General features: G+C 69.1%; 24 protein-coding genes. 10 read left to right on the top strand and 14 right to left on the bottom strand.

The genetic code is table 11. From position 1 onward, the window contains the following. Window positions 1-49: 49 nt before the first annotated feature. Window positions 50-499, bottom strand: coding sequence for a LuxR C-terminal-related transcriptional regulator (locus H9L22_RS10560; RefSeq protein WP_187719882.1), 450 nt, complete (start codon window positions 497-499; stop codon window positions 50-52). 63 nt (window positions 500-562) lie between these two features. Here H9L22_RS10560 and H9L22_RS10555 point away from each other — a divergent pair, with 63 nt between their 5' ends. Further along, window positions 563-1,279, top strand: coding sequence for a hypothetical protein (locus tag H9L22_RS10555; protein WP_187719881.1), 717 nt, complete (start codon window positions 563-565; stop codon window positions 1,277-1,279). Here the strand turns inward: H9L22_RS10555 and H9L22_RS10550 are convergent. Further along, on the bottom strand, window positions 1,267-1,977 hold the full coding sequence (locus tag H9L22_RS10550) for a M20/M25/M40 family metallo-hydrolase (protein WP_226965804.1): 711 nt from the start codon (window positions 1,975-1,977) through the stop codon (window positions 1,267-1,269). The two genes, H9L22_RS10555 and H9L22_RS10550, sit on opposite strands and share 13 nt — an antisense overlap. Before the next feature lie 88 nt (window positions 1,978-2,065). On the opposite strand from H9L22_RS10550, the gene H9L22_RS10545 reads away from it, so the two are divergent. From H9L22_RS10545 to H9L22_RS10535, 3 genes are all read left to right on the top strand, one after another. Beyond that, a complete protein-coding gene (locus tag H9L22_RS10545) occupies window positions 2,066-2,239 on the top strand; it encodes a MerR family transcriptional regulator (RefSeq protein ID WP_187719880.1) in 174 nt (57 codons plus the stop codon). Window positions 2,240-2,376: 137 nt separating this feature from the next. Beyond that, window positions 2,377-2,703 carry a helix-turn-helix domain-containing protein gene (locus H9L22_RS10540; RefSeq protein WP_226965803.1) on the top strand — a complete coding sequence of 109 codons (327 nt, stop codon included), beginning with the start codon at window positions 2,377-2,379 and terminating at the stop codon, window positions 2,701-2,703. After that, the gene (locus tag H9L22_RS10535; protein WP_187719878.1) at window positions 2,703-3,518 is read left to right on the top strand and encodes an ImmA/IrrE family metallo-endopeptidase; all 816 of its coding nucleotides are present in this window, start codon (window positions 2,703-2,705) and stop codon (window positions 3,516-3,518) included. The genes H9L22_RS10540 and H9L22_RS10535 overlap by 1 nt, the downstream gene beginning before the upstream one ends. A gap of 135 nt (window positions 3,519-3,653) precedes the next feature. Here the strand turns inward: H9L22_RS10535 and H9L22_RS10530 are convergent, their stop codons facing one another. The 3 genes from H9L22_RS10530 to H9L22_RS10520 are packed head-to-tail and all read right to left on the bottom strand — an operon-like array spanning window position 3,654 to window position 4,973. Then, window positions 3,654-4,367, bottom strand: a complete 714-nt coding sequence (locus H9L22_RS10530; protein WP_187719877.1) for a hypothetical protein — start codon at window positions 4,365-4,367, stop codon at window positions 3,654-3,656. 1 nt (window position 4,368) lies between these two features. Beyond that, window positions 4,369-4,722 (bottom strand): PadR family transcriptional regulator, encoded by a 354-nt coding sequence (locus tag H9L22_RS10525; RefSeq protein ID WP_187719876.1) that lies wholly within the window; start codon window positions 4,720-4,722, stop codon window positions 4,369-4,371. Between the two features lie 59 nt (window positions 4,723-4,781). Next, window positions 4,782-4,973, bottom strand: a complete 192-nt coding sequence (locus tag H9L22_RS10520; RefSeq protein ID WP_187719875.1) for a hypothetical protein — start codon at window positions 4,971-4,973, stop codon at window positions 4,782-4,784. Between the two features lie 347 nt (window positions 4,974-5,320). Between H9L22_RS10520 and H9L22_RS10515 the strand changes: the two genes are divergently transcribed. Next, the gene (locus H9L22_RS10515; RefSeq protein ID WP_187719874.1) at window positions 5,321-6,172 is read left to right on the top strand and encodes a serine protein kinase RIO; all 852 of its coding nucleotides are present in this window, start codon (window positions 5,321-5,323) and stop codon (window positions 6,170-6,172) included. A 95-nt stretch (window positions 6,173-6,267) separates the two neighbouring features. Here the strand turns inward: H9L22_RS10515 and H9L22_RS10510 are convergent, their stop codons facing one another. Next, on the bottom strand, window positions 6,268-7,680 hold the full coding sequence (locus H9L22_RS10510; protein WP_187719873.1) for an ATP-binding protein: 1,413 nt from the start codon (window positions 7,678-7,680) through the stop codon (window positions 6,268-6,270). Between the two features lie 64 nt (window positions 7,681-7,744). Beyond that, on the bottom strand, window positions 7,745-8,818 hold the full coding sequence (tal, locus tag H9L22_RS10505) for a transaldolase (protein ID WP_187719872.1): 1,074 nt from the start codon (window positions 8,816-8,818) through the stop codon (window positions 7,745-7,747). 218 nt (window positions 8,819-9,036) lie between these two features. Here tal and H9L22_RS10500 point away from each other — a divergent pair, with 218 nt between their 5' ends. The 3 genes from H9L22_RS10500 to H9L22_RS19735 are packed head-to-tail and all read left to right on the top strand — an operon-like array spanning window position 9,037 to window position 10,327. Beyond that, window positions 9,037-9,546 carry an AAA family ATPase gene (locus H9L22_RS10500; RefSeq protein WP_187719871.1) on the top strand — a complete coding sequence of 170 codons (510 nt, stop codon included), beginning with the start codon at window positions 9,037-9,039 and terminating at the stop codon, window positions 9,544-9,546. 2 nt (window positions 9,547-9,548) lie between these two features. Beyond that, window positions 9,549-10,181, top strand: coding sequence for an ATP-binding protein (locus H9L22_RS10495; RefSeq protein ID WP_187719870.1), 633 nt, complete (start codon window positions 9,549-9,551; stop codon window positions 10,179-10,181). Between the two features lie 23 nt (window positions 10,182-10,204). Further along, on the top strand, window positions 10,205-10,327 hold the full coding sequence (locus H9L22_RS19735; protein ID WP_264292439.1) for a hypothetical protein: 123 nt from the start codon (window positions 10,205-10,207) through the stop codon (window positions 10,325-10,327). Between the two features lie 78 nt (window positions 10,328-10,405). Here the strand turns inward: H9L22_RS19735 and H9L22_RS10490 are convergent, their stop codons facing one another. Genes H9L22_RS10490 through H9L22_RS10480 form a run of 3 tightly spaced genes read right to left on the bottom strand, consistent with a single transcriptional unit; the run spans window position 10,406 to window position 15,899 of the window. Then, window positions 10,406-12,343 carry an AAA domain-containing protein gene (locus tag H9L22_RS10490; protein ID WP_187719869.1) on the bottom strand — a complete coding sequence of 646 codons (1,938 nt, stop codon included), beginning with the start codon at window positions 12,341-12,343 and terminating at the stop codon, window positions 10,406-10,408. Then, window positions 12,340-13,374, bottom strand: a complete 1,035-nt coding sequence (locus H9L22_RS10485) for an ATP-binding protein (RefSeq protein WP_187719868.1) — start codon at window positions 13,372-13,374, stop codon at window positions 12,340-12,342. Before H9L22_RS10485 ends, H9L22_RS10490 begins: the two co-directional genes overlap by 4 nt. After that, on the bottom strand, window positions 13,350-15,899 hold the full coding sequence (locus H9L22_RS10480) for an AAA domain-containing protein (RefSeq protein ID WP_187719867.1): 2,550 nt from the start codon (window positions 15,897-15,899) through the stop codon (window positions 13,350-13,352). Before H9L22_RS10480 ends, H9L22_RS10485 begins: the two co-directional genes overlap by 25 nt. Window positions 15,900-16,269: 370 nt before the next feature. Between H9L22_RS10480 and H9L22_RS10475 the strand changes: the two genes are divergently transcribed. Beyond that, a complete protein-coding gene (locus H9L22_RS10475; RefSeq protein WP_187719866.1) occupies window positions 16,270-16,536 on the top strand; it encodes a type II toxin-antitoxin system Phd/YefM family antitoxin in 267 nt (88 codons plus the stop codon). After that, on the top strand, window positions 16,533-16,808 hold the full coding sequence (locus tag H9L22_RS10470; RefSeq protein WP_187719865.1) for a type II toxin-antitoxin system RelE family toxin: 276 nt from the start codon (window positions 16,533-16,535) through the stop codon (window positions 16,806-16,808). Before H9L22_RS10475 ends, H9L22_RS10470 begins: the two co-directional genes overlap by 4 nt. A gap of 243 nt (window positions 16,809-17,051) precedes the next feature. On the opposite strand, the gene H9L22_RS10465 is transcribed toward H9L22_RS10470, so the two are convergent. The 4 genes from H9L22_RS10465 to H9L22_RS10450 all read right to left on the bottom strand — a co-directional run bounded on the left by H9L22_RS10465 (window position 17,052) and on the right by H9L22_RS10450 (window position 21,208). Further along, window positions 17,052-19,328: a DEAD/DEAH box helicase gene (locus H9L22_RS10465; RefSeq protein ID WP_226965802.1), complete on the bottom strand. Its 2,277-nt coding sequence runs from the start codon at window positions 19,326-19,328 to the stop codon at window positions 17,052-17,054. Window positions 19,329-19,432: 104 nt separating this feature from the next. Further along, window positions 19,433-19,804 carry a HepT-like ribonuclease domain-containing protein gene (locus tag H9L22_RS10460; protein ID WP_187719863.1) on the bottom strand — a complete coding sequence of 124 codons (372 nt, stop codon included), beginning with the start codon at window positions 19,802-19,804 and terminating at the stop codon, window positions 19,433-19,435. Window positions 19,805-19,854: 50 nt separating this feature from the next. Next, window positions 19,855-20,325 carry a nucleotidyltransferase domain-containing protein gene (locus H9L22_RS10455; protein ID WP_187719862.1) on the bottom strand — a complete coding sequence of 157 codons (471 nt, stop codon included), beginning with the start codon at window positions 20,323-20,325 and terminating at the stop codon, window positions 19,855-19,857. Window positions 20,326-20,344: 19 nt separating this feature from the next. Then, complete coding sequence (locus tag H9L22_RS10450; protein ID WP_226965801.1) at window positions 20,345-21,208, bottom strand: transposase; 864 nt, start codon at window positions 21,206-21,208, stop codon at window positions 20,345-20,347. Window positions 21,209-21,862 lie beyond the last annotated feature (654 nt).

Here is a 21,862-nt window from a genome sequence, read left to right as displayed (position 1 = left end):
CAGTTCTTCCAGACGCTAGGAGCCCTCCGTCATCGAGACTTCAGCGCACCTAGCCAAGCCCGGCCCGGTGCGCCAGGATCACCGCCTGCACGCGGTCGCGCACCCCGAGCTTCGCCAGGATGTGCGCCACGTGCGTGCGCACCGTGTTCTCGGTCAGGTACAGCTCCAGTCCGATCTCGGCGTTGGACAGGCCCTTCGCCATCACGACGAGCACGTCGCGCTCCCGCTCAGTCAACCGCTCCAGTTCAGGCACCGGCTGCTTCACCACCCCGACGTAGGTGGCCACCAGCCTCCTGACGATGCTCGGCCCCAGCGCGGATCCGCCAGCGGCACAGTCCTTCACTGCCCTGATGAGTTCGCGCGGCGGGGTGGTCTTGATGAGGAATCCCGCCGCGCCAGCTCTGAGGGCGCCGAGCACGTAATCGTCCACGTCGAACGTCGTGAGCACCAGACACCGCGCGGACGGGACGGCTTGGGCCAGCCGTCCGATCACCGTCACCCCGCCGACGGCAGCCTGGCTTCAACGGGCTCGACGGAAGCCCTCGAAGACCTAGGAGGTCTCATGTCCAAGATCTTGACGATCGCGGCGCTTGCCGGCGCAGCCGGCCTCTCGGCCATCGCCATCAACGACGCGGCCACCTTCGCGTTGACCGGGAGCTACAGCGCTGCCAGCGACGAATTCGGCGTCAACCCCCTGTACCTGGTCTCCGGGTTGGTGCACGGGCTGGCCTACCTCGCGTTCGCCGGGGTACTGCACGCATACGGGCGACGGGTCGACGACGGCAGCCGGCTCCGGCGGATCATCCGCCTGGCGTTGATCGTCGTCTTCCTCATCCTGGCGGCCGGCATGCTGACCAACACGGCGGTGTCGGCGGCGACCGGTGAGATGCTCGACGGTGACGGCCTCTACGGGGCAGTAGCCACCGTCTCGTTCCTGCTGATGTTCGTGGGAAGCATCGCGCTGGGGTTCTCGTTGCTCCCTCGGTCGGACATGAGGCTGCCGGCGTGGACGCTCGTCGCCATTCTTCCCGCCCTGCTGCTGACGATCCTGATCGGAGTGTCGGGCAGTCCTTGGGCGCATCCTGCGTATGTGGAGGCGCTGGTGTGCTTCGGCATCGCGTTCATCGGGCTCCCCCGCGACGGGTGGATCAGCGCTCGCCGGAGGTGGGTCCGGTTCTGGATCCCGTCCGTGGGTAGGCGTCGTGCAGGGCTGGCTGTCTGGGGCGAGAGCCCCCACCTGGGGCAGCCGGCCCTGTGTGCGGTGGGTCAGCTGCTGTAGCGATCGGCCATGGGGTCGACCGTGGTGGGGTTGTACGGGCGGAGCTGGCCGAGGCGGTTCCCGGGCTTACCGGCAACGCCGTTGACCAGTGTGGTGTCGATGGCGAAGGTGAGCACGGCCGTGGCGACGGCGTCCGAGTTCACGTCGAGGGCATGGTGGCTGACGTTGTCTATCGTGTCGCAGGCTTGGTGGTAGCAGGGGTCGTACGCGATGCCCGCGGTGCCGCCGTAGGTCGCGACCTCCTGGGCCGTCTTGAGGCCCTCTGCGCCGGTGAACAGTCCGCCGGCCGGGATGCCGACCGCGATGAAGGGCCCGTAGTCGGAGCCGCCCGAGAACGTCGAGTCCTGGTAGGGCTCGCCCCGGCCGGCGTAGTAGCGCTCGAAGACGTCCTCGATCTTGTCCGAGCCCGCGGGGATGGAGACGGGTGCGGTGCCGCTGGAGTTGTCTCCGTCGTAGACGCCGAAGATGTAGTTGGGGGAGGCCACCATGTCGAAGTTGAGGTAGAGGGCGATGCGGGCGGCCTCAGCGGGCGTGAGGCCGGCCACGTAGTGCTCGGAGCCGAGCAGGCCGGACTCCTCGGCGCCCCACCAGGCGAACCTGACGGTGTTTGCGGGCTTGACGCTGGCCATCTGGAGAGCCGTCTCGAGCAGCGCGGCGCCGCCGTCATCGATGTGATCCAGAATGGTGCTTACCCTCACCGCGGTCCCCCCGTAGCAGTCGACCTCCTCTCACCCTAGCCCGGCCAGCTGGTCCTCCTGCGGGCTTCGGGCTGAGTAGTCTCGCGGCATGGCCGAGCCGCATCACACAGTCACACCCGAGCAGTTGGCAGTCGAACTCGGTGCCAGCGTCAAGACCGTCCAGGCATGGCTGCGGGACCAGGGCTGGCAGTCAGTCCCCTACGACCGCCGGCGCCTCACGCCTGAGCAGGCCGCTCAGGTGCGCGAGTGGTTCAAGCGGTAGGTAGCCCCACCCAGTGGCTGACTGGCGCAGGTCAGCCTCGGTTGCGCCCGGCGAGAGTCGGAGAGCCTGGAGCTGGTCTGGAACCAGCCTTGAGCTAGGATTGAATCAATTTCCGAGAAATGATTCAGGAGCTGGTGATGGAGGACATGACGGCGACGATCCGAGGCGCCCTTGCTGCTGCAGGGCTGTCCCAGCGTGCGCTGGCGGATCAGACCGGTATCTCGCAGCCCACCCTGAATCGCATCCTTACCGGCGCCCGCGCGGCGAAGATGACCGAGATCCTGCTGATCGCCGACGCCGCTGGCTGCACCGTCGCCCAGCTCACCGGATCGGCGGTGGCTGACCGCGTGCAGTGCGCGGCCCGCGCCACCAACGGCGCAGACATGGATTCGATGCGGCAGCGGCTCCTGCACTTCATGGAACTCGACGCCTACCTCGACGACCAGGCCATTGCGGCGCAGTGATGGCCTCCGACATCGAACATCAGGCAGCTGAGGCGGCCGGGGAGTTCCGTCGTGCGCACCGTCTCGGAATCCAGCCTCTGGGCGACCTTGTTGCCCTGATCGAGCAGACCACCGAACTCGATGTTGCCGTCCTTGACGTCGGACCCGACGAACACGGCCTGACCATGCGCGACCCCGCCAGAGACCGGGTGTTCATCGGCGTCGCCCGAACCCGAAACCCGATGCGGCAACGCTCTACTCTGGCGCACGAGCTTGGGCACCTGACTTTCCAGGACTGGGACGTTCCCCCGGGTGGCCGTCCGTTCGAAGAGAAGCGCGCGGACGCCTTCGCCCGTCACCTCCTCATCCCAACCGAAGCTATCGCGGAGTTCTTAGGCGACCGGAAAGTCACCACTGAGGCTGACCTCTCTGATGTGGTTCAGCGGTTTCTGGTGTCGCCAGCCATCGCGGCAATTGCCCTACGGCAGGCGGGTTACATCACCGCCGAGATGTGCGAGGCGTGGATGAACCTCTACACCCCAGCCCTCGCAACCCGCTTCGGGTGGGGCGACTACTACGCTTCCCTGCAGGACGACTCGGATCGCGTGCGGGCGCCTCAGCGGCTGGTTGCCCGGGCGATCAATGGCTATGCAGAAGGGGTCGTGACAGCCCGGCAGATCGCTGCACTGCGCGGTCTGCCCGTCGGGTCGGTGGTTCGAGAACTCGCCGAGGCCGGGATCGCTCCCGTCGAACATGACCCGGCGGGGATCGCCAGCTCGGACCTGCCGGACGTCGAGGTGGACCTCAGCGGCTTGGACGATGCGGACTCGGTGTAGTGACGCGGCCGATCATTGACGCTGGCCCTGGCATCAACTTCCTCTCTCTCAACAAGGAACGGCTCCTCAGCTGGGACGTCGCTGCACGAGAACGCTCTAGCATTCGCTCGTGGATCCTCCTTGGGAAACAGCGGGTCAGAAGACCAACCGGAACAGGGCGTCGATCCCAAGGACCAGGAGGGTCAGGATCGGGAACATCAGCGCCGCCAGCCACTGGGTGCGACGGGGTGGGGAGTCGGGGGAGCGAGGGTCGGCCACGGGGTCCGGGGTGGCGAGGTCGCGCCACGTCAAGACCACGCTGGCCACCAGCAGCCCGACGCCCACCGCGAGCGCGAGACGCCAGTCAAGCTCCGCCACCACGTCGGTCAGGAACAGCATCGCTAGCACGAGAAGCGCCATGAGTGCCGCGCCCAGAAGGCCCACCACGGAGTACCTGGCCTTGGCGAGCCACGGGAGTACGTGCCGGGGGAGGGCCATGACGGTGCTGGTCAGTCCGAGGACGACGGCGAGCGCCACCATGTCGCCGAGCGTGACGGCGAACTGCGTGCCGGCCGCCCAGTCGTCGACGGCGCGTGGAACCATCAGGAGCCCGAGCAGACCCATGAGCGCACCCACCACGAACGACGATCCGAGCCGAGATCCTGCGGCGGGCTCGGGAACCAGCGTTGTCGCGTAGCCCGTCGCGTCACCGAATGCCCCTTCCGCGGACTCGCCGGATTCAGCGCAGTGCGCGTCGACGGTGGCCAGGGCATCGCCGATCTGCTCGCCAGTCGCGTCCTGCATCCTCATGGCGATGATGAAGTCGTCGCGCCAGCGCTTGTCGATGTGCGGGGTGGTGATCTCGGTCATGTCAGGCCTTCCTGGGGTCGACGAGTGAGTCGGTGAGGAGTCGGGTGGTGTCGGTGAAGTGGACCCAGCGGGCGGCTTCATCAGCAGCCGCGGCTCGGCCGATGGGCGTAAGGCTGTAGTACTTGCGCCCGGGGCCGCCCTCGCCGGGACGCCATTCGATCTCGACCCAGCCAGCATCCTCGAAGCGGCCGAGCAGCGGGTACAGCGTTCCGCCCTTGACCGTGCCGAGGCCGGCGGCGGCGAGCCGCGCGGCGACCTCGTAGCCGTAAGTGGGTCCGTCGGCGAGGATCCGCAACACGCACACACCTAGGACCCCGCGCAGCCACTCGCTCGGCCATGCGATGTCAGATTCCATACCTAGATCGTACGCCTGACTAGTTAGCCGGTCAACCTACTACGAGCAGCTGGGGCGGCTCAGGCCGGGGAGACGATGTGGGCGATCAGGAAGCACAGCCAGAACGCGACCGTCACGCCGCCCGTGACCAGCCCCACCCACACCGACCTGTGCCGATCGCTGCGCTTGAGGGCGTACACAGCGAGCGCGAGCCCCGCCAGCGAGAAGGCGATCGACGTCATGGGCAGCAGCTGCGAGTTGGATTCCGTCACCTCGCCCTCCTCACCCGACGGCGCGGTGCGGCTCAACAGGAGCGGCCAGGCCAGCGCGACGAGCGAGACCAGGCCGAAGCCGAGGGACGACCATGCCGGGAGCGGGTGGCGTGGAGTGGGCTACTTCCATGCTATTCCCGCGGGTGTGCGTCCGCTCGCGCTCTAGCCCTCAGGCGATTGCCTTGTTACCCTGGGCGGAGTGCGCGGATCGCGCCAGGAAGCCTCGTGAAGGGAGGAGAGAGATGTCACCCATTGCCGTTGTGCACGCCTTCTCAACCCCCCACTCACTTGAGGCCCCCGCCGCCTGACACTGCCCGCCGGGTGCCTCCTCCTCAGGAGAACCACCCTTGCCCAACCTTCTGTCGTCGTTCAGTTGGAGCGACGCCCCGAATACCGCCTACCGCGACACTCTCGCCGACAATCAACGCTGGTCCACCTGGGACTCCATCGAGCGGCTCTGCCGCGGACCCGAGCCCTGGCCGGACTGGCTGGTGACCGCCGCGGCGGCCGTCGACACCGACCTCGGCCTCCTCAAGTCCGGCAAGGAGGCGGACGTCTCCCTGCTCGAACGCGCTGTGCCCGACGACCCGTCGCGCTCCGTCGTCCTGGCCGCCAAGCGCTACCGGTCCACCGACCGCCGGCTCTTCCACCGCGACACCGGCTACACCGAGGGCCGCCGCCTCCGCAACAGCCGCGACACCCGTGCCGTCGCGCGGAAGTCCTCCTACGGCCGCACCGTCGAGGCGGGCCTCTGGGCGCGCGCCGAGTGGAACGCGCTCGTCACCCTGTACACGGCCGGCGTCCCCGTGCCGTACCCCGTGCAGATCGACGGCACGGAGATCCTCATGGAGTTCATCTCCGACGGCGACGCCGCGGCCCCGCGCCTCCACCAGACCCGGCCCTCGACGGCGCAGCTCGAGCAGCTCTTCGAGCAGCTCCGGGAAGCGATGCAGACCATGGCCCGCCTCGGCCTGGTCCACGGCGACCTCAGCCCGTACAACACGCTGGTCTCCGGGATCGACGACGAGCCGTGCCTGGTGATCATCGACGTGCCGCAGCTGGTGGACCTGGCGTCCAACCCGTACGCCTTCGACTTCCTCCACCGCGACTGCACCAACATGGCCACCTGGTTCACCCGCGCGGGGCTGGCGGTCGACGGCGACGACCTCCTCGGGGAGGTGCTGGCCCACGCCTGGTGAGCGGCGGCGAACCGGTCGCTCTCATGGTTGGTCTACCCACCACGAGAGCGACCGGTTCTGGCACACCTACTGCAACACCAATGTTGCAGTAGGTGTTACAGCTGACCCAGTGCCCAGGTGGCTCGTGGGTCGCGCTTGGAGTTCCCGCGCCACGTGACGATGCCCTCCTGCTCCAGCGCGGCCAGCGCCCGGGTGGCTGTCATCCGGGTGACGCCGGCCAGGTCGGCCAGCTCCCCGGTGCCCATGGGGCGGTGGTGGAGCCGGAGCACGGTCAGGATGGCCCGAGCACTGGACGTGAGACGCGCGGTGACCTCCGCGGGGAGGGCGTCGACGGCGAGCAGGGTGAGCTTCACGGAGGAGGACGTCTGCTCGTAGATGGGGTCGGCCAGCCCTCGCCGTCGCATCTCGCTGAAGAGGCGCCGGATCCCCTCGCCGAGCTCCCGGGTGATCCCAAGGTCGGCGCACACTCGGGCGATGCGCGGGTTGCGTGCGTACCGCGTCACCTCCAGCGGGCGCGACGGGTTGGCAAGCCCCGGGAATCGACCAGGGGAGGTGATCTCCACCCGGTTGGGGAAGATCTCGAACCGGACGTGATCGCCCATTGTGCTGTAGGACCGGTGCACGACCGCGTTGACCAGTCCCTCGAGCCAGGCGTCGCGGGGGATGCGTGAGGTGGCCTCGAACAGGCCGGCGGGGCCGAGCTGCTCCCACTTGGGCATCAGCGGTTCGATCGCCTTGGCCGCTTCCCTGATCTGCTGGGGGATGGAGCCCTCGATCCGCCTGTCTCCCCCCGCCTCGAGCGTCATCGCGTCGCCCACCCCCCTCTCGTCCGCGCCGTACTTGAGCACGCGCACGAGCGCGTTGGGCAGTTCACGTTGCGGTCGCTCGTCGAAGAGCAGCGCCGCAGCAACCGTGACGCGGCCCCGTCGATCGATGAGGTCCCGGGCGGCGAGCGCTCGCTCCGGGGAGCCCACGCCGATGAGCGTGGCGTAGCTGGTGAGCTGGGCGGGGTCGAGGTCGTCGACGCCCAGCGTGGTCGGTGACGCCTCGTACTGGGCGGCCCCGCGGTCGTAGACCAGCTCCCGCTCCTGCGCAGCCGTGAGCTTGCGAGACTCGTCCCCGATGCGGAGGTAGCAATCGCCCTTGTGGGTGTGGTGCACCGTCTCCCCGGGCTCCACGCGGAGCACCATCACGGTCCGGGGGTCGTCTCCGCCCACGCTCAACTCCTCCACGTGCATGCGCACGGGAGGCTGCGTGAAGTCCATGGCCGCCTGCCTGATGGCGTTACGACGCTGCGGCGGGACATCCTCGAGGACGCCGTCGTGCATGCCGACCACGATGACGCCGCCGTCGGCATTCGCCATGGCGACGAGCGGAACCGCCAGGTCGCGCGGCGAGACCCCGGCGGACTTGCGCTCGAACCACTGGTCCTCAGGCACCCTGGCGAGGGCGCTCTCAAGCAGGTCCGGGGTCTGGGCCAGCGCAGCGTCGACGGCGGCTGATGTCATGGCTTACTGTAACATTTGTTCAGTATGTTGCAGTGCCGACGCGTCGCTCACCCGGGGTGGCCCGTCAGCCGAGGGCGCGCCTCACCGTCTCCTGGAGCTCCTTCCAGCTGACGACGAACTTCTCCACACCCTCGTCCTCGAGCACCTGGAACGCGTCGTCGAGGTCGACCCCGGCGTCCGCGATCTCCTTCAGCACAGCGCGACCGTCACCCGCCGTGCCCTCCATGCGCGGGCCGATGTCGCCGTGGTCAGCGAACGCGTTGAGCGTCTTCTCCGGCATGGTGTTGACGACGTTGCTCGCCACCAGCTCTGAGACGTACAGCGTGTCGGGGTAGGACGGGTCCTTGGTGCCCGTCGACGCCCACAGCGGGCGCTGCGGGTTGGCGCCCTTGGCCTTGAGCGCGGCGAAGCGCTCCGAGCCGAACACTTCCTCGAAGGCGCCCAGCGCCACCTGCGCGTTCGCGATTGCGGCCTTGCCCTTGAGGTCCTCCCGGCCGAGCTTGGTGAGGCGGGCGTCGATCTCGACGTCGACCCGCGAGATGAAGAACGACGCGACGGAGTGGATGGTGCCGAGGTCGCGGCCGGCGGCGTCGGCAGTCTCAAGCCCGGTCAGGTAGGCGTCCATGACCTCGCGGTACCGGTCCTCATTGAAGATGAGGGTGACGTTGACCGAGATGCCGCGCCCGATGACCTCCGCGATCGCCGGGATCCCGGCCTTGGTGGCGGGGATCTTCACCAGGAGGTTCTCCCGGCCGACGGTGTCGTACAGCTTCTGGGCCTCCGCGACGGTGGCGTCGGTGTCGTGCGCGAGCTCCGGCGACACCTCGATCGACACGCGGCCGTCGAAGCCGCCGGTGCGGTCGTAGATGGGCTTGAGGAGGTCCGCGGCGTCGCGGACGTCGGTGGTGGTGGCGAGCTCGATCGCCTGGTCGACGTCGGTGAGGCCCTGGAGCTGCTCGGCGTAGGAGTCGCCGTCGCTGAGGGCGGAGGCGAAGATCGTCGGGTTGGTGGTCACACCCACCACGGACTTGGTCTCGATGAGTTCGGCGAGGTTGCCCGAGGTGAGACGCTCGCGGGAGAGGTCGTCGAGCCAGATGGAGACGCCGGCGTCGCTGAGGGCCTTGAGGCGGTCGCTCATGGAAGTCCTCCTATGGAGTGGGGTCTCTTCGAGCCTAGGCGGACGGGGGTCACAGACGGTGGCGTTGCTTCTTGTTGCCTGCTTGGGGCGTTCTGACTCCCAGGGGGCAGAACCGTGACCATGGAGTGCAGGAGTGATAGCGAGATATGTGCAGGAATGATGGCCGAACGAATGCAAGAGTGATACTTCACCGTGTGCAGGACTGATACTGTTGCCTCATGGTGTACCGAGAACGCTTGGCTGACAGCCTGGTTCGTCGAGCGCTGGGCACCTTCGGTGCCGTGATCCTCCAGGGTCCTCGCGCCGTGGGCAAGACGACCACCGGCCTCCAGTTGTCGGCAAGCTCGGTGCGTCTGGACTCCTCGCCGAACGCAGCGAGGCTGGCGGAAGTCTCGCCGGGTACGGTGCTGACTGGCCCAACTCCTCGCCTGGTCGATGAGTGGCAGCTGGCACCGGTGCTGTGGAACGCAGTCCGCCACGAGGTGGACCAACGTGGACTCGCCGGACAGTTCATCCTGACCGGCTCGGCAACGCCCGCCGACGACCTCACCCGGCACAGCGGTGCTGGGCGCTTCCAGCGGGTCACCCTGCGTCCGATGTCGCTCGACGAGAGCGGCGACAGCATCCGAGCGGTGAGCTTCCACGACCTGTTCACCCATGCCGACGCCGATCACGCGACTGGGATCGCCGGTCTGGGGGTCCAAGCGTCGAAGAGTACGCCGCGCTGATCGTGCGGGGCGGCTGGCCCGCGCTGGTGATCGAGCCGAGCCGATCCCCCACCGAGTATCTCGCCGGCTATCTGGACGACGTGGCGCGCGCGGATCTGCGGTTTGCCGGGCTGAGCGCCGACCCCATTCGGGTGGGCGCCCTGCTGAGGGCTCTGGCCCGGAACACCGCCACCGAGGTGTCCGCCACCAAGCTGAGCGTGGAGGCGGAGATCCCCGCCCCCGGGACCGCCAACCCCGAGGTGTCCGCGCAGACTGTGCGCAGGTACATCGACGCGCTGACCCGGGTGTTCGTCGTCGAGGAGCAGCCGGCTTGGGCGCCGCACCTGCGCTCGAAGGTCCGGTTGCGAGTGCAACCCAAGTGGCACTTCGTCGACCCATCGCTGGCAACCGCGGCTCTGCGCGCCGGGCCGGGCGCCCTTCTCGGTGACCTTGAGGCGTTCGGGCTGCTCTTCGAGTCGCTCGCTGTCCGTGATCTCCGGATCTACGCCCAGATGCTGGGCGGCGCGGTCTACCACTACCGCGACAGCTCGGGGCTCGAGGTGGATGCCGTCGTCGAACTCGGAGATGGCAGATGGAGCGCATTCGAGGTCAAGCTTGGGGGGCAAGCAGTATCGACGACGCCGCGGCCAGCCTGAAGCAGCTGAGCGCCAAGGTGTCAGTGCAGCGCGCGCGGGACCTGGCCACCCTGAACGTACTGACCGCGGGAGCCGAGAGCTTCACCCGGCCCGATGGCGTCAACATCATCGCGCTGGGCCACCTCCACGCGGGCCGCCCCCTGTGACCGTCGCTCCGGTGGTGGGTAGAGCAATCCTCAGAGCGACCGGCCCCCAGGGGTGTCGCGGGCCATCGCCGTCAACGCTCAGATCCGGGGGCCACGCAGCAGGGTGAGCACCGGGACGAGCACCGCGCGCGCGGCCTGGGTGAGGGAGACGCGGTCGTAGAGGCGCAGGGTCTCGCGGAGGAGCTGCTCGTCGTCGGCCGCCGGGTTGGCGTCTCGGATCCGGCGCATGACCTCCACCAGCTCGCGGGGCGGAACCTCGTCGAGCGTTCGCGGCCCCAGCTCGCGCACCCGGAACTCGGGCTGCTCGGGCAGGCGGTAGGTGCGGGCGTGCACGCCGGAGGCGCCCAGCGGGTCATCTCCCACCAGGAGGCCGCGCTTCTCGGCTCGGTAGATCGCGGAGTTCAGGACCTGGGCGATCGCCTTCCCGACGCGCGACCCACCCGACGCCCGCACGTACGCGGTGCGGAGCCGGTTGCCCCGCACCGGACCCTCGACGGCGACCACTCGCAGCAGCCCGTCCAGGATGTCCGCGCTCGTGCCCTCGCCGACCGGCACGGTTGACCCGTCGAGTTCCCGGTACCGGTCCAAGCCGGCCGGTGGACGGAAGATCGCGTCCACGGAACCGCCCAGCTGCGCCAGCGGATCCCACGTCACACCCAACGCCGAGCGCCTCGCCTGCGCGGGCGCGGGGGCGGAGGAGGGGACGCCGCGCCGCCCCCGATCGAGGGCCAGGTGCAGGTTGGCTCCGAGCTCGGGGTACAGGGTGGTCTCATCAGACCCGTCGGTCTCCGGGATGGGCGCCCCGAGGGTCTCGGATCCAGCCTCGTCGGTCTCTGCGAGAGGTGCCTCCTCGGACAGAGCGCGAGGGTCCGCCTCTACCTCGGGGTCGCTCTCCTCGACGATCACCTCAGGCTCCGCGTCGGGGTGGTCGAGGAAGACCGGCTCAGGGTCCTCCGCCTCGACGGCGCCGTCGTCGGCCTCGAACACCCCGACGACCTCCTCGACAACCGCCATCTCCGGTAGCTCCAGCTCGAACTCCTGCGCCGCGTCCGATGGCTCAAGGAGGTCGTCCATGAACTCCCCGACGCCCTCCGGCTCCGGAGGGTCAAGCTCGAACTCCTGCGCCGCGTCGGCCCCCTCGATCTCCACGCCGTCGTCAACCCAGCCGGAGGGACGGATGCCCATCTTGTCGAGCTCATCCCACAGCGGGGCGAGCGCGGCGGCCGGGTCGACGTAGAAGGCCGACTCCCGGACGCGGAAGAACCGCCACCCGCACCGCTCCAGCTCCCGCTGGCGGGCGAGGTCGCGCTCGTACGCCTCGGGCCCGTGCCAGGTGTCGCCGTCGCACTCCACCGCCAGCCGCGCCCGGGCCCCGACCACCACCAGGTCCAGCCGGTAGCCCAGCGCCTCCATCTGGGGCACCACCGTGTAGCCGCGGTCCACGATCCGGTTGTGGATCCGCTGCTCGAACAGCGAGTCGAACGGCTCCACCCGCTCGTCCTCCGGCACCACCGACGAGGCGACCTCGCCGTCCGACGTGATGCGACCGGCCACGCCGTAGGCGTAGTCGAGCAGCTGGAAGCGCAGGTCCTCGGCGTTGGGCAGCTCGCCCAAGGAGATGGAGTGGAAGAGCCGCACCTGGTCCTTCGCCCGGCTCACCGCGACATTGAAGCGCTGCACGTACATCTCGCGGGTCAGCGCGCCCAGCCGTCGGCCCGGCTCCACCGCCGACACCATCGAGAGGAACACCACGTCGCGCTCCGAGCCCTGGAAGTCCGGCGCGGTGCCCACCCGGAGGCTCCGCCGGGCCCACTCCTCGGCGGGGATCTCGGCCAGCAGCAGCGACTCGATGTACTTGGCCTGCCGATCCCCCACCAACGAGATGACGGCCAGTGACGCGTTCTCGAAGGCCGGGTCGTCGAGGCAGGCCTTGAGGTCGTCGACGAGCGCGCGCGCCTCGGCGCGGTTGATCTTGCCGGTGGTGCCCTCCTCGGCTCCGTCGGGCACGTGGGTCACGACGAAGGGGCCAGCCGGTCGGAGCCGAACTGCCGCACCGGGATGAGCCGGATGCCGTTGGGCTCGTAGGCGATGCGGTTGGAGAAGCCGATGATTTCCGGCACGCAGCGCCGGTGCTCCACCAGGGTCAGCTGGCCGCCGTAGCGCATGGCCGCCTCGTCGAAGAGTGAGCGCTGCGGGTCCTGCCAGGTGTCCTTGTACCGGTCGTCGTGGAGGTACTGGGCGGCGAGGTCGCGGAGCTGCTGCTGGTCCACGCCGACGGCGGCGGGGGAGACCTGCTTGTCGTCGCCGATGACGACGATCTTCGGGGCCAGGTACTGCAGGAACGTGGCCTCCAGGCCGGCCTGCGAGGCCTCGTCGACCACCACGACGTCGAACATGTTCTCCTGCATTCGGAACTGCTCGGCCACCCGGTACAGCGGCATGATCCACACCGGGACGGCCGGGCGGCAGCGCTCCATGGCGCGCCGGATCTCGGCCCGCTGCTGGGCGGCGTACTTGCCGGTGCCCTTGCCGAGGCGGCTGACCTGCTGGGAGTAGCTGCGCAGGTCCGCGCGGCGGCCCGGCGTGAGGCGCTCGCTGCCGACGGCGTGGCCCCACGCGCGCTCGGCGGCGATGTTCTCCGCCACCGTGCGCAACTGGTGGTCCGCCACCGAGATCTGCGCCTGGATGCTGTTGGCGTCCACCTGGTCCTGGGCGAGCACCCACGCGCCGACGGCGCCCCACCCGAACGCGGCCTCTTGGTGGGCGAGGCGGGAGTCCCAGGCGTCGTCGTCGGGGCTTGTCAGGACGGCTTCCGCGAGGGCGGGGGCGGTGGTGCGGACCTGGTGGGTGAGGGTGTCGCGGCGGGTTGTCGCCTCGGAGACCTGCTCGAGCCGCACCAGCCGGGCCAGGGCGCGGGCGTAGCCCTCGTGGTCCCGGGCCTCGACGGCGTGGCTGAGCCGGTGGACCGGCTCGGCCGCGTCGGACCAGCCGGCGACGGTGGAGATCGCGTCGCCCAGTTCGTTCAGGGGCCCGCGCGCGGCCGCCACGGCGTCGGCGGCGTCGATGGCGTCGATCGTCCGGGTGAGGCGCTCGACGGAGGCGCCGTCGCTCCATGCCGGGGCACGATCCCGCGCCGCCGGAGGAACTCGTCCTCGGCGCGGATGCGGTCGCCGAGCTCCACCACCCGGACCAGGTAGCTCAGCTGGCTGCGGTGCCACTCCACGCGCTCGCGCGGGGTGTCCTCCTCGGGAATGTCCACCGCCGACGGCCACGCCCGGTCCAGCTCGTCGAGCAGGCCGGAGGCGTCGCGGTGGGCCATGAGCACCCTGAGGTCCGCCTGCTTCGTCGGGGGCAGGCCGTCCACCCGGGCCTGCTCGAGCACCTCTCGGCACTCCTTGACCACACCGGGCGTGAAGGCGCCGATCTTGACCGTCCCGTCGGCGCGGGTCTTCAGGGCGCCGCCGTTCACGAGGTGGCGCTCCAGGGCGGTGGCCATGGCGTGCATGCGGTCCATGTCGCCGGGGAGCTCGACGCGGACCCCGGCCGGCAGGTGTTCGAGGACGGCGTCGATCCGCCCGATGCCTGTGGCCAGCTCGGAGGCGCGGGCGCGCCAGATGTCGCCGGTGCCGCCGCGCACGGCCGCGAGCGCGTCGTCGATCCACTGGAGGGGCAGCCGCGCCAGATCGGCGGCCATGGTGAGGTGCTCGGCGAGTCGCTGCCTCAGCTCCATCCGCTGCTCGACGGGGAGGGCGCGCAGCGCGGCCCGGCTCTCGTGGGTGGGGCCCTCGGCGAGGGGGGCGGCCTTGGCCTCGGCCTCGGACTCCGCGCGCACGTGCGCGGCGAACGTGTCCGCGTCCAGCACGGTGGCGCTCGGAATCCGGCGACGGCTGCTCTCGACGGCGTCTTCGCCCAGCGAACGGTCGCGGAGCAGGGCCAGCCATTCGAGGGCCTCGTCGTCGGACAGCGGGGAAGCGGAATCGGGGGTGAAGCCGACGAAGTCGGCGATCCACCCGTGCTGCCCGGCCTCGGCCTGGTAGCGCTGTGCGATCGCGGCGAACGTGCCGGAATAGGCGCCGTGGCTGAGCTCGGCCACCTCGTGGGACCGGGCGTCGACGAGGCCGCGGCTCAACGCGCGCCGTCGTTTGTCCAGCTGGGCTGCCTGATCGGCCAGCTGCTGGATGCGGAGGGCTGAGGCGTGCTCGTCGTTATCGCCGGCCCGGCGGGAGATGTGGTCGACGGCGGTGCGGAGGTCGGCGAGGTCGTCGCGGCTGGCCCCGATGACGGACACGGCCAGCGGCTTGATCTGCGCGGGCAGTTTGGTGCGGACCTCGCGGAGGGCGCGGTCGGTGTGGGCGGTGACGAGCACGCGCTGGCCCTGGGCCAGGAGGTGTGTCAGGAGGGCGGCGGCGGTGTGTGTCTTGCCGGTGCCCGGCGGGCCCTGCACCAGGGTCTGGGCGTGGCGGTCGACGCGTTCGAGGATGCGACGCTGCACGTCGTTGAGGGGGAGGGGCGCCACCACCTCGTCGTCGAAGGTGAGGATGGCGCCGGGGGTGGAGACCTCGGTGACCGGGGGGAGGCGGTCGGGGTCGATCAGCGGCAGCAGGCCGGCCGGGACCTCCTGGGCGGCGTCGATCTGGGCAGCGATGTCCTGGAACGCCTGTACCAGGCCGGTGCGGTTGCGGGGGCGTAGCACTAGCGCGGGAGCCCAGGCCACCGTCGGGTACTCGTGGCTCGTCGGCAGGGCCGCGGCGTCGTCCCAGCGGCCCTCCGCGTGCAGCTGCAGCGCGACGGTCCGGCCCAGGGGCTCGATGTCCGCCGCGTCCAGGGGGTTGCCGGTGAAGTCGTGGCCGCGGGTCTCGAGCTGGCCGACCAGCGACTGATCGGGGATCAGGCTGGGGTCGAGCATGTCCAGCTCGACGTGCATGCCCACCGACCCCTCGTCGAGGAAGAAGTCCAGACGGCCGTTCGACTCCTCCAGCTTGGGGATCACCGGCACGGTGAACAGGTGTCGCCGCATCCGCTCGTGCCCCTCGGGCGCCCAGGCGAGGAGCCCGACGCCGAGGAGGAGCTCGAGCTCCTCGCTCTTCTGGGTGGTCTGGACGTAGAGCTTGAACAGTTCGGCGTAGGCGTCGCGGACGGGCTGCTCGCGCAGCGTCACCTCGGCCCAGGCGTCCCATTTCGCGCTCCACGCGTCGAAGGCCTCTGCCACCTCGGGGTGGTCCTCCGAGCGCTGCGGACCGTCGGGGGCTGGCCGCCACTCGGCGAGTACCGGGCGCTGGGTGGGGTTGAGGGCGTCGCCGGTGATCCAGCCGTCGAGCGACGTCGGGATGCGGGGCGGATCGGAGGGGATGAGCCTGTCCACGCTGAGGAGGGGTCCCTGATCCCAGGCTTGTCCGGGCTCGACGCCCCACCGGACGGCGTGCGCGTCGGGGAGGTCGCCCAACCAGTGGACGGCGCCGTCGCGGCGGTAGGCGTCGATGTCGCTGACGGGGGCCTGCCGGAGTAGCTGGGCCTTCGCGAGGAACGTGAAGAGCCGCACGGCCTTGTCGACGTAGTGGGGGGAATCAGACACAGGAAACGACCTCGGGGGTGGGCTCTACGAGAAGCTCCAGGGGCGGCAGCCGTCGCGCGTGAGCGCGGGCAGGTGGGTTTCCCGCGGCAGTCGACCGTGACACCGGGTCTGTCGGGGGGTTCATCGCTGGGGAGTTCGCTCTCGTCGGGACCTGAAGGAGCTTAGCCGCTGGTCGCGCTCATCAGGCGTCGGGCGGGGTGGTCCCGGGAGAACCGGTCGCTCTGAGGGTGGGTAGACCAACCCACAGAGCGACCGCCTCTCTGGCTCCCCGTCAACCACCGACTAGCCGGGTCCGGGCCGTTGTTCGTCCCTTGGCTCTGAACCCGCCGAGGTCCTTGACTCCCGACGATTAGGCGCCACAATTGTGGTCATGACAGCCGAATCCTTGCGTGAGGTCCGCGACCACTTCAGCGAGGTCGTGGACCGCGTCGAGCTCCACCATGAACGGGTCACGGTCACTCGCAATGGCCGTCCTGTCGCGGTGCTGATCAGCCCCGCCGACCTGGCCGAACTGGAGGAGACCCTCGACGTTCTGTCAGATCCTGACGCGCTGGCCGACATCCGGGAGGCGGACGCCGCCTATGCCAGAGGCGACGTCGCGCGAGGGGATGACGCAATCCGGAGCCTTCGCCGGTGAGCCCTGGGGCGAACTACGAACTGGTCCTGACTCCGCCCGCCATCCGTGCGATCCAGTCAGAACTGCCCGAGGCGGTGGCGGCCGCGGTGATCGAGTTCATGACCGGACCGCTGGTCGAGAACCCGCGGCGTGTGGGCAAGATGCTTCGGCGCGAGTTGGAGGGCATCTGGTCCGCTCGACGAGGCACCTATCGGGTGCTCTACCGCATCAATGATCACGTCGACGAAGTGGTGGTGCTGCACATCGACCATCGTCGAGACGTCTATCGCTGAGTCCGGCACGGTCGACGGCTGGCCGTACAGTGCGCACCGATACCCGCCGGGGGCTCGCTTCATGCGGTGCCCGAGCAGCGCTGTGCCGTAGGTTCTGGGCATGAAGCCTGGCGGCGTGTCGTGCCCGATCTTCAGCCGTGGGCGCTCGCCCGCTGCGGGCGGCGGCGGAGTCGGGCAGGCCGCTGTCATGCCCCTGCGACGCTTCCTCCGTGAGGCTGGTTACAAGATCGCCACCCGCACCCCTCACCGCTGGCCACCCTCGGCGAAGCCCATCTGGTGGTACGCCGACCGGCGCCTGGCATACTGCGCTCTGAGGACGGGGACCTCAGCGTCCACGTAGTCGTGAACGACCACGTCCGTCTTGCCTTCGTGCCGACGCAGCGCGCGCCCGACGGCCTGGATGACCAGCCCCGGGCAGGAGATCGGTCCCGCGAGGATGACGGTGTCGATGATGGGGGCGTCGAATCCTTCGCCTCCATAGGGGACCGTCGTCATGACGAGGAGTGACTCGCCTGCGGACGTGTCCGCGATCCTCGCTCTGATCGCGGCCAAGGCCTTGGCCCCGGTGCCGCCTCGCATGATCAGCGCTTCTGCCTCCGGCAGGAGCGCGGCCAACTCAGTCAGGTGATCGCGACGGCGCGACAGAACCAGGCACTTGCGGCCGTCAGCCAATGCAGCGCTGATGTCGGCGGCAATCTGGCGATTGCGGTCGGGGTCTTCGGCCAGCCGCCCGCCCAGTTGGCCGATCGCACCCGGCGCGCTCATGTCGAGGTCCCGTGGACTGCAGTAAGCAGTCTGGTGGACGTGCAAGACGCGATGGGGACCGTCGTAGGGGGTGACGAGGGTCGCCTCGCTGGGAAGGGTGTCGCGAATCGTGTGGCGGATTGGACCGAGTTGCCAGGTGGTGACCTGCTCCAGGCCGTCCTTGCGTTCAGGCGTCGCGGTGAGGCCCAGCCACCAGGCCGACTCGATGTGAGAGACCACCTTCTCGAACGAGCCGGCAGCCAGATGGTGGCACTCGTCGACGATGACCTGGCCGTAGGGTGCGGTGAGCTCGCGGACCTCGTCGGGGCTGTGCCTGGCCAGCGTCTGCAGAAGCATGATGTCGACCTCTCCCCGTGTCTTGACGCGGCCCCCGCCGAGTTGCCCGGCCTTGACTCCGAGGAGGACTTGAATCTGTTCGCGCCACTGGGAAGCGAGCGCCGTCTTGTTGATCAGCACAAGGGTGGTGACCGCTCGCTCGGCGATGATCGCGCAGGCCATCACGGTCTTTCCCGAGCCGGTGGGTGCATGCAGGATCCCGTCCTCGTGGGCCAGCATCGAGTCCACCGCTGCCGTCTGTCGGTCGTCAAGGTCCCCGAGGAAAGGCACTTCGAGCTCAGTGCCCTGGCAGCGCTGATCCTCGCTGACCAGGTTGCTCGCGGCCTGCGCGATCAGGTCCGCTGCCTGGTGGCGAAGCCCGCGCGGGAGGATCAGGTCGCCGTTGATGGCCACGTCGAAGCCCTGGATGAACCGGGGAATGTTCCAGGTGGAACGGCGGGCGCGCTGCGCCTCGTAGAAGGCTGGGTTGTGAATCGTGGCGCTGTGCCTCAGTGCCGCCGACAACTCCGGCGTCAGGTCCCCATCCCGGATCGTCAGTGCCGCCCCGAGTGTCGACCGCACCAGTGCGGGGACGCTGGGGTGGATCGCGGTCGCAGGAGAAGCCTCCAGCCGCGTCACATCAGGTCCGACGACCACCCGTTCCTGACGTCCCGCCGCTGCCACCTGGCGTGGAGTCATCCTGTCCAGATGCGAGAGGTACTCCCACTGGTCGGGCCACGGCTCCCACGTGGCCATGTCGATGAACAGGGTTGTGCCGCGTTCAACCCGGCGGTTGCCATTCAGGGGCGCGGCGATGAGGTTTCCGACCCCAGACGAGCCTGTAGGCACGGTGTCCTGGTTCGGGAACAGGCGGTCGTAGCTGGCCAGCGGCATGGATCCACGCAGCGCCATCGCCCTGTGGATGCAGGCCGTACCCAGCGCCCGCGCGTCAGCTGCCGGGGTCGCGGAGGTGAAGAAGGTCCAGACGTGCGCGCCCTTGCCGGATTGGGAGATCTCCAATGCGCAGGGAACGCCCAGCGAGCTGGCGGCCTTCGAGTAGGCGTGCGCGTCCAGCATCGCCTGCGGACCGTCGAAGTCTGCGGCGAGCCACCAGCAGGTCGCATCAGGCAGCAGGGGATACAGCCCGATGAACAAGTCGTCGTCGGACCGAAGGTGCGCTACAAGGGCGTCGACGGTCAGCGGAAGCGGGCGCCGGTCCCACAGAGAGCCCTTGCCGAACGCGTCGCGCACCACTGGCGACCAGCCCTTCGTGCCCTTCCGTGGGTTCTCCCAGTACCGCGCGTAGACGTCGCGTCGCGCCGCGAACATCCGGGCGAACAACGCCAGTTTGGCCTCCGGCGGTGACGAGTTGGTCACCAGACCTGGATCGGAAGGCGTCAGCGTCGGTTGCTGCACCGGCGGCTCCACGCCGTCGGTCACCTTGAGGAGGTTCCTCAAGCGCCGGTTCTCAACGCGGAGGTTGGCGATTTGACGCTCCAGCTCCTCACGTCGGCCGTGTGGATCCAGCTGTTGATCGCCGGACATCAGAACCTGTCAACTTCGTCAGATACTCCGGTGATCGGGTCGACCTTGGCGCGCGAAACAGCAGGCTCGGACGCCTGTTCCTCCGTGCGATCGCCATCAATGGGGGCGATGCCCAGGGTTCGACGGATCCGGCGCACGATCGTTGGAACGTCATGCGTTAGCGTCGCGCGGATGACGGTCGGGTCCACCAGAAGGTATCCATGCGCGATCCGGTTCCGCATGCCCCACATGAGCGACCAATCAGCGCCGAACAGCGACTGAAGTTCTGTTGGGTCCAGTGCGGCGAGCGCCTCGATTCCGGCCGAGAGGCGCATGCAGACGGCGTCGATGACCAGTTGGTCATTGAGGTCCTGCTCAGCGTGGCTCTGCATGATCTCGAAGAGGGCAAGAGCGTCGCCCCGGATATCAGAAGTGTCTCTGTTCAGAGCGCTACCGCCTCGGCGAGGATCCGATCCCGAAGATCGGGCCGTAACACCGTGTCGGGCACCAGATCCACCGGGCACCCCACCACCCGGCTCACGTCGCGCTCAAGCGCACCGAGCTGCATCAGACTGAGGGGGCGGGCCATCGTGAACAGCAGATCGACGTCAGAGCCCTCATGGTCCTGCCCCGTAGCCACAGATCCGAAGACGCGGACATCGCGGCCACCGGCAGCTGCCACGAGCCCCTTGACTTCACCTGCGTGCTGGCGCAACCTTCGACCCAACGGGGACGTGCCGTGGAAGCGGAGCAGGCGGGACACCTCGGGCTGGCTTCGACCGATCTCGGCCGCGATCTGCGTCTGCGTCATTCCGGCTGCAGAAGCCTGCCGCACGGCTCGGACCAACTCGCCACGGCCCTGTGCGATCAGTTGGTCCGCGCGGCGCGCTGCCTCCGCCAGGGTGCTGGACATGAGCCGAGTATAACAAGTGCTATGGACTCCGGTTCCAGCTGACCGGTCGCTCCGGCGGCCCTGCCGCCATCGCCGCGGAGAAGGGGCGCCAGTGCGGGGCCCCACGCTCAGGCAGCAGACCAGAGGGTGCCACTACGGGCTCGATTCCGCGCTCCCCGCCGTTGGCCTGAAGTGGCGGGTGTGTGTGCGCCCGCGGAAACGTGCCCGCAGTGGGGGTCACCCTGCCCCAGCGTGAGCGTGGAGAGCCGCACTGGCGCCCCGCTGCCGCGGGCCGGACCGGCGTCGCTGCCACCGTCCCGGTCCGCAGCGCGGCGGCGAGGAACTCGCCCGTGTTGTCGCACCACACACCGATCGGGTGATACCCGAACGTCCTCTTAAACGTCGGCGACGCCAACTCCTTCTCCGAGTGCGTCACCACGATCGTGGCATCGACATCCAACACCACCGTGCTGCCGAGATCGGTCCCGGCGACCTTCGAGGCCGGGACACCGCCAGCGGCTGTCAGTTGGGCCCAGACGTGGCGACGGACGCGGGCCCGGGCCGCCTGGATCTTCCTGCGCCTGGCGTCGGTGACCTCGTCCAACGCACGCCACACCGTCGGAGCAGACGCGACCGGCCCCAGCACCTGCCCCTGGTGGCGCAGCACGTCGATGTCGGAGATCGCCTCCCCGCCGTCGGCGAGCATCACCGCGACATCGGTCAGTACCTGGCCGCGGTCATGCACCGAGGGGATGAACGAACGCCGGGCCATCGCCGTCGATAGGGCTCCGGTCAGGCCGGTGTTCTCGGCCAGCATCCTGAGTCCGATGCTGCCGGCGTGGGCGATCACCGCGCCGCCATCGCCGGTCACGGACATACCGGTGGACCACGAAGTACGCTTCACCTACGGAGTGCCTTCCACTTCAGGGGTTTTGAACAGTCGCATGTCCAAGTATCCCGTAGTCAGAAGGCACTCCGGCCTATCTGCAGCACGCGTCGCTCACTCCGCCATGAACGATCGAGGCTAGGGGCCAGCGCCAGCGAAGCCGAGTTCGTCCTGCTCAAGTTCCTGATGGACGGGGAAACCTATTACTTCGCGCCCACGGCAGTCTCGTACAGCGACCGCTGGTACCGAGCAGCCCGGTGCCCTCTGCTCTCGAGATCAGTTGGATCGGGATCGGTAAGCTGCCAGAGTGATTGGGCGGGGGCGGGGAGGTAACTACTACTAGCTAGCTAGGCACCACGCCGACCCGGCTCCATCGCGGTGGGCGAGGGCGCTCCTTGACCGGCGCGATCTGCTCGCCGTCTGGCCCTTCGCCCCGTAAGGTGTGACGCGCCCGCAGGTGTGCCCCGTGATCGGGGATGATCCGCTAGCCGCCTCTTGCGAAGGCCTGTAGGTACCTGTGTTCCCCGCCTCGGCGGGGCTTCCGGAAATTGTTGCGCAAACTAGCCGCCTCGTGACGGATGGCGTGCTATCCTTCTTCGAAGGAGCCAGTGAAGGTTCCTTCGCGGGTGACATGAGCAGCGTTGCACAGCCCGCAGACAATCTCCGACCGGG

The organism is Tessaracoccus defluvii (assembly GCF_014489575.1).
Classification (GTDB): Bacteria; Actinomycetota; Actinomycetes; order Propionibacteriales; family Propionibacteriaceae; genus Arachnia; species Arachnia defluvii.
This window is presented reverse-complemented; position numbering and strand designations above follow the sequence as displayed.